The following is a 5633-nucleotide window of genomic DNA, read 5'->3' as shown; positions in this document are numbered from 1 at the left end:
ATGGTGCAGCCCGTGATGCTGGCCTGTCCCTGTTCCTTCACCCACACGGCATGGCTCAACCCATCACGCAGGTGGCATGCCTCCAGCGTCACCTGCGCACCGGTTTTTATGACCACCTGGGGCCAAATCTCCGCACTACCGATCAGTTCACACTGTTCCATGCCAACATATGCAGAGCTGCTGGCCACCAACGGCTGCATGCAGGCGTCAAGGACACAGCGTTCCAGCGACAGGCGGCTGTGCTCCCCACTGACCTGCAGGGCTGTTTTTACACGAACATTCTCAAACCTGCTGTCCCTGACCTCCACCAGCCCCGAACACAGGACAATGGCAGCATTTTCCCCACCGCGAAAATGGCAGTTCAGGATTTTAACCGTCCCCCCCTGTGAAATATCCATGCGCGGCAACAGATCTTCATCAAGGGCGGGGCTGAAGGTAATCCCCTCGAACGTGACATTCCCACCCAGGCGCAGGCTGCCTTCGAACGTCACGGTCCCGGGATGTTCGGCCCGCACGCTGACACTTTCGCCGTCCAGCACGACATTGCCAATTTCGTAAAAACCGGGGGGCAGGACAATTCCCCCTGATGACGGCTGAATACCACGCGTGGCGAGGAAATCTTCGAGTGAGGTCATTTCGGGGTTCGTCATGGAGTGTCCGGTCATCCGCCGCGTAAGGTAACATATCTGCGTTCATCGCCTGATGAACGGCGTATCATAATGGTCATCGCCTGATGGTCATCGCCCGAAATGCGCGTGGCCAGAAATGCGCATGGCCAGCATATCGGTACATCACGCTCGGCAGGGTGGCCGCCCCTTTTGCCCGGCACATGTGATCCGGCACAAAACGGCGCGACCGGCCTTACGATGCGCCGTCGCCCGGCTGCGATGCCGCCGTGCCTGTCGCACCGGGCGTACCTGCACGCAAGTGCTGCACTTCCTCGCGCAGTTCCATGACCTCACGCACAAGGCTTTCGACCGACGGGCCACTGCCGGCCCCGCGCTCCACCGCGTAAAGCGAGGTGAACATCGACATCACCTGTCCGATGATCTGTGCATTTTCCGCACCCAGCGCACTCAGTTCCGGGGATGTGTGGGCCTGACGGGCGATGAATTCGTCCATCATGCGCTCCAGATACTCTGACACCTCGTCCTGGCGGCTGTCGCCATACCAGCGGATCAACTGCCGCAGGAACGGAATCGGCAGCATGGCGCGGCCCTTGGTTTCCTCTTCCAATATGACCTGCGCCAGCACGCCGCGGGTAATGTCATCGCCCGTCCTTGCATCAAGCACGACAAAGGGACGGTCGTCCTTGACCATGGCGGCAAGGCTGTCGAGCGTGATGTAGGTTGAACGCTCGGTATCGTACAATCGCCGGTTTGCATACTTCTTGATGACAACTGGAACATGCGGTGACGACAATAGACTGTGCTCCTTCTTTGCGGAACCGGTGGCTTGACGCCCTGTTTCATTGGGTATGGCGCGCCTGGCGGGCACTGCCACGGTGCCTAGGACACGCTACGCCGCATGCATTCGACATGCGCCAGACGGTCATACCATTCCGCCAGGGCACGATACTGCCCTGTCCACCCAAGTTCGGCAAATCGTGCATCAAGGAATCCCAGCGCGCATCCCACCGACAGCGCACCGGCATCGGGCGGGCCGCCTGCACCAAGGGTCGAGTCGCCCGCCATGCGTTCGAGTGTGGCCAGCCCATGTTCCACCGCCGCCATCTGCCGCGCCGCAAGCCCGGCATCCGGGGCGAGGCCTGCCGCCACAAGCCCGCGATACAGGATCGCGGCATCCGCGATGCCATCGCCAAGCGCCTGCGTGCGCAAGACGATGCATCGCGCCATGCCCGATGCGGGCACCAGCATGTCGGACCCTGCCACCATGCCAAGATATTCCACGATGACCCTGCTGTCGTACATGACCGTCGCATCATCCCCCACCAGCGTCGGGATCTTGCACAATGGATTGGCATCAAGCACCACGGCAGGCGATGCCGAGATGTTGACGTTGATGATCTCCACCCGGTTTTCCAGTCCCAGCGCATAAATCGCGGCGCGGACCTTGCGGGCATAGGGGCTGAGGACGGAACTGTACAGCTTCACCGGAAAACATCCTTTTCCTGACGCAGTGTCGCAAGCGCCCGCGCGTCGCACGCGCGCAGGAAGGGGTTAGTGCGCCTTTCCTCGCCCAATGTCACCGGCAATGTGGGCATGTCGCGCGCGCGCAACGCCTGCACCGCATGCATCCGTTCAGCCACCGCCACGTTGGCGGGATCGACATGCATGGCGAACCGCGCGTTCGACAGGGTATATTCATGGCCACAGCATATCAGCATGTCATCCGGCAGCGCCGCGATCCGGCGCAGGCTGTGGAACATCTCGTCCGCCGTTCCCTCGAACAGGCGCCCACATCCCATGCTGAACAATGTATCGCCACAGAACAGCGCGGGCGTCGCGGGAAAGAAATAGCTGACATGCCCACGCGTATGCCCCGGCGTGTCGATCACGACCGCATCCGCCGCCCCCAACGCCACGTTATCGCCGTCCTTCACCGCGATATCGAGCGGCGGCAGGCGGTGCGCATCCGCCGCGGCACCGATCACCAGCGCCCCGTACCGCGCACGCAGCACATCGGCGGCGGCGATATGGTCGGCATGGTGATGGGTCAGGAAAATACGGTCCAGCCGCCCGCCATATGCGGCAATCGCCGCGATGATGGGGGCTTCCTCCGCCGGATCGACAACGCCACATGCCCCCGTCACCGGGTCGCGCAGGAACCAGGCATAATTATCCTCCAGTATCGGGATGGGTTTTATGAAAAGCGCCATCTGTCTCTTTTCCCTTATGTGCCCTTGTAGCGGTTGTGCGGTTGTGCGGTTGTGCGGTTGCACCGTCATGTCGGAACCTGCCCGCGCCCCATGCGCCACAGACATGCCCCGTGCCTTTGCCCCCCACGCCTTCGCCCACATGGGCGGGCGGTTTGTGCTAACGATGGACAATGCAAGAAAACACGCGCATCGCAAGCCAGTTCTATGCCAGCCCCCGTGGAAGGCTGGCCGCCACCCACCTGCGGCGGCACCTGTCGTCATTCTGGCCCGCAGCGCCAGAGGAACGGATGGGCGGACAGGTGCGAGGACAGATGGTGCAAGGACAGATACTGGGGGTCGGTTATGCCGCGCCCTATCTGTCGCTGTGGGATAATGACACGACCACATGCGTCTCCGCACGACTTGATACCTTGGTCACACGTCCCGCCCCGGCGGAAGGGGCGACAGGTCGTGAATGTGTGGTGGCGGAGGAACGCTTTCCCTTCTGCGAACTGTTTTTCGACCGTGTCGTCATGATCCACGCGCTGGAGGTCACGGATGCGCGCAACACATTGCTGCGGCAGGTGTGGAAGGTGATGAAGGATGACGCACGCCTGCTGCTGGTTGTGCCCAACCGGTCGGGCATGTGGGCGCATGCCGATACGTCACCCTTTGGCCAGGGAACGCCGTTTTCATACCGGCAGGTCACACGTGCCCTCGCCACCGCATGCCTGCGGGTGGAACGGCATGAAAACGCCCTGTATTTCCCGCCCGTCGGCCCGACAGGCGGACGGCGATGGTCGGGCATGCTGGAACGCGCGGGCACGCGGCTCCTGCCCTATCTGGGCGGGGTATGCGTGATCGAGGCGGTCAAGGATGCCTATGCCCCGGTGGGCAATGCCACAGCCCCCGCCCGCGTGCCGACGCTGCGCCTGCGCCGTGCCGATGCCTTCAGCCGCAGCGCGACGGGGATTGGGACGGGGACGGGGACGGGCGAAAATGCGCCACGCCATGGCGGTGGTCGCGCAATGCGCTCTTGACCTTGGTTTGCGAAATCTTCATGAAGCTTGTCCCATGTCCCTGATCCAATCCCTGAAGCTCGTCATGTCGCGCCCCCACCCGGCGGCCCGTCCCTTTCTGCTGGCCTCTGGCGCGGGCGCGCTGCTGGGTCGCGCCCTGCCATTCCGGGCCACGAAACTGGCGGGCACGGCGTGCGGCCTGTTCTTTGGCTTCTGCCTGTATTTCTTCCGTGACCCCAAACGCGTGGTCCCGGCGGATACGCATGCCGTCGTCGCCCCGGCCGACGGTCACGTCGTTTCGGTGGAAAAGGTCGCCCCTCCCCCCGAACTCGACATGGGCACGATGCCGGTGTGGCGGATCGCAACGTTCCTTTCGGTGCTTGACGTGCATGTCAACCGCATGCCCGCCGCCTGCACCGTCACACGCGTGGCCTATCACGCGGGACAGTTCCTGAACGCCAGCCTGGACAAGGCGTCGGAGCTGAACGAACGCAATGCCTTACGCCTGACCCTGCCCGATGGCCGTAACATGGCCGTGGTGCAGATCGCGGGCCTGATCGCACGACGTATCCTGTGCGATGCCGAAGAGGGGATGAAATACGAAAAGGGCGAACGTTTCGGCCTGATCCGCTTTGGCTCGCGCACCGACCTGTACCTTCCCGAAGGTGTGGAACCGCTGGTGGAGGTCGGGCAGACCATGACCGGTGGCGAAACGGTCATGGCGCGGCTGTAACCCGCAATGACCGATGCTTCCCCGGCTACAGCGCCCAAGCGACACAGGCGCCTGATCCGGCGCAGGCGACCGCGGGTGCGTGGGCCGTCCTTCAACCGCATGGTGCCCAACATCATGACGATGCTGGGCCTGTGCGCGGGCCTGACGGGTATGCGCATGGGGCTGGAGGGACGTTTTGGCGAGGCCGCGACCGCATTGCTGATTGCCGCGTGCATCGACGGGCTTGACGGGCGCATCGCGCGCCTGCTGCGCGGGACCAGCCGGTTTGGCGCGGAATTCGACAGCCTGTCGGATTTCCTGTGCTTTGGCGTGGCTCCTTCCTTTGTCCTTTACCTGTGGGCGCTGAAGGAAGGCGGCCGGTTTGGGTATGTCCCGTGCATCATGTTCACGGTGTGCATGGCACTGCGCCTGGCCCGGTTCAACGCCAGCCTTGATGATGTGGAACAACCCAAATACGCCAGCAACTTCTTCACCGGCGTACCGGCCCCTGCGGGCGCGGGACTTGCGATGTTTCCGTTATTCCTTGGGCTGGAGGCGCACAAGCTGGGTTGGGACTCCCTGTATGAGATCGCACGCGACCCGCTGATGCCCGCCCTTACGCTGAGTGGTACGGCATTCCTGCTGGTCTCCACGCTGCCGGTCTGGTCCTTCAAGAATTTCAAGGTTCCCGCCCCTTTTGTCCTGCCGGTCATGCTGGGGATCGGGGGGTATGCGGCCGTATTCGTGGCTGACCCATGGGGCGCACTGGCGGGTGCGGGCATTATCTACCTGCTTCTGCTGCCACTCAGCCGCCGTAGCTTCCACCACCTGAAAAAAGAGGCGGAAGCCCTGCAGCAGGAAGAAGATCCTGCCGACCTTCCGGCGGCCTGACGCGCCATGTCACACTCCCGCCATGGGCAATGCCTGTGGGCCGTGGGCGTTTCGCTGATGCCGCCCGCACTGGCACATGGCAACGGTTCTGGCGATTTTCGCCAACCATGCTTTCGCAACAATTCCAAAACAAATCATTGATAAAAAATAAGAAAAGTTTTTGGGTGCCGCCTTTTGATCGAAAAAGGCGGCG

The 5633-nt window shown here is 62.6% G+C and carries 8 protein-coding genes; 3 read left to right on the top strand and 5 right to left on the bottom strand.

Features of this window, described 5'->3' with window-relative positions:
• From B7G66_RS01365 to gloB, 4 genes are all read right to left on the bottom strand, one after another.
• Positions 1-650, bottom strand: a 650-nt coding sequence (locus tag B7G66_RS01365; RefSeq protein WP_200146816.1) for a polysaccharide lyase domain-containing protein, incomplete at its 3' end; no start/stop codon positions are given.
• A gap of 211 nt (positions 651-861) precedes the next feature.
• Positions 862-1422 (bottom strand): polyhydroxyalkanoate synthesis repressor PhaR, encoded by a 561-nt coding sequence (gene phaR, locus B7G66_RS01360; protein ID WP_080545455.1) that lies wholly within the window; start codon positions 1420-1422, stop codon positions 862-864.
• An 86-nt stretch (positions 1423-1508) separates the two neighbouring features.
• Positions 1509-2114: a glutathione S-transferase family protein gene (locus B7G66_RS01355; protein WP_003620941.1), complete on the bottom strand. Its 606-nt coding sequence runs from the start codon at positions 2112-2114 to the stop codon at positions 1509-1511.
• The gene (gene gloB / locus B7G66_RS01350) at positions 2111-2839 is read right to left on the bottom strand and encodes a hydroxyacylglutathione hydrolase (protein ID WP_003620943.1); all 729 of its coding nucleotides are present in this window, start codon (positions 2837-2839) and stop codon (positions 2111-2113) included. Before gloB ends, B7G66_RS01355 begins: the two co-directional genes overlap by 4 nt.
• Positions 2840-3009: 170 nt before the next feature.
• On the opposite strand from gloB, the gene B7G66_RS01345 reads away from it, so the two are divergent.
• From B7G66_RS01345 to B7G66_RS01335, 3 genes are read left to right on the top strand one after another with little or no spacing between them, the layout of a single operon-like run.
• Entirely contained in the window at positions 3010-3858 is an 849-nt protein-coding gene (locus tag B7G66_RS01345) for a class I SAM-dependent methyltransferase (protein ID WP_003620945.1), read from the top strand.
• A 34-nt stretch (positions 3859-3892) separates the two neighbouring features.
• Positions 3893-4570: a phosphatidylserine decarboxylase gene (locus B7G66_RS01340; RefSeq protein WP_003620947.1), complete on the top strand. Its 678-nt coding sequence runs from the start codon at positions 3893-3895 to the stop codon at positions 4568-4570.
• A gap of 6 nt (positions 4571-4576) precedes the next feature.
• Positions 4577-5440: a CDP-alcohol phosphatidyltransferase family protein gene (locus B7G66_RS01335; protein ID WP_080545457.1), complete on the top strand. Its 864-nt coding sequence runs from the start codon at positions 4577-4579 to the stop codon at positions 5438-5440.
• 9 nt (positions 5441-5449) lie between these two features.
• On the opposite strand, the gene B7G66_RS18330 is transcribed toward B7G66_RS01335, so the two are convergent.
• Positions 5450-5633, bottom strand: a 184-nt coding sequence (locus B7G66_RS18330) for a hypothetical protein (RefSeq protein WP_048858780.1), incomplete at its 5' end; no start/stop codon positions are given.

This window comes from Novacetimonas hansenii JCM 7643, from assembly GCF_000964405.1.
Classification (GTDB): domain Bacteria; phylum Pseudomonadota; class Alphaproteobacteria; order Acetobacterales; family Acetobacteraceae; genus Novacetimonas; species Novacetimonas hansenii.
This window is presented reverse-complemented; position numbering and strand designations above follow the sequence as displayed.

What these genes read in the sequence shown, in the direction of transcription:
- B7G66_RS01345 (WP_003620945.1), top strand. Translation starts at nt 3,010, where the DNA reads ATGCAAGAAAACACGCGCATCGCAAGCCAGTTCTATGCCAGCCCCCGT.
- B7G66_RS01335 (WP_080545457.1), top strand. Translation starts at nt 4,577, where the DNA reads ATGACCGATGCTTCCCCGGCTACAGCGCCCAAGCGACACAGGCGCCTG.
- B7G66_RS01340 (WP_003620947.1), top strand. Translation starts at nt 3,893, where the DNA reads ATGTCCCTGATCCAATCCCTGAAGCTCGTCATGTCGCGCCCCCACCCG.
- gloB (WP_003620943.1), bottom strand. Translation starts at nt 2,839, where the DNA reads ATGGCGCTTTTCATAAAACCCATCCCGATACTGGAGGATAATTATGCC.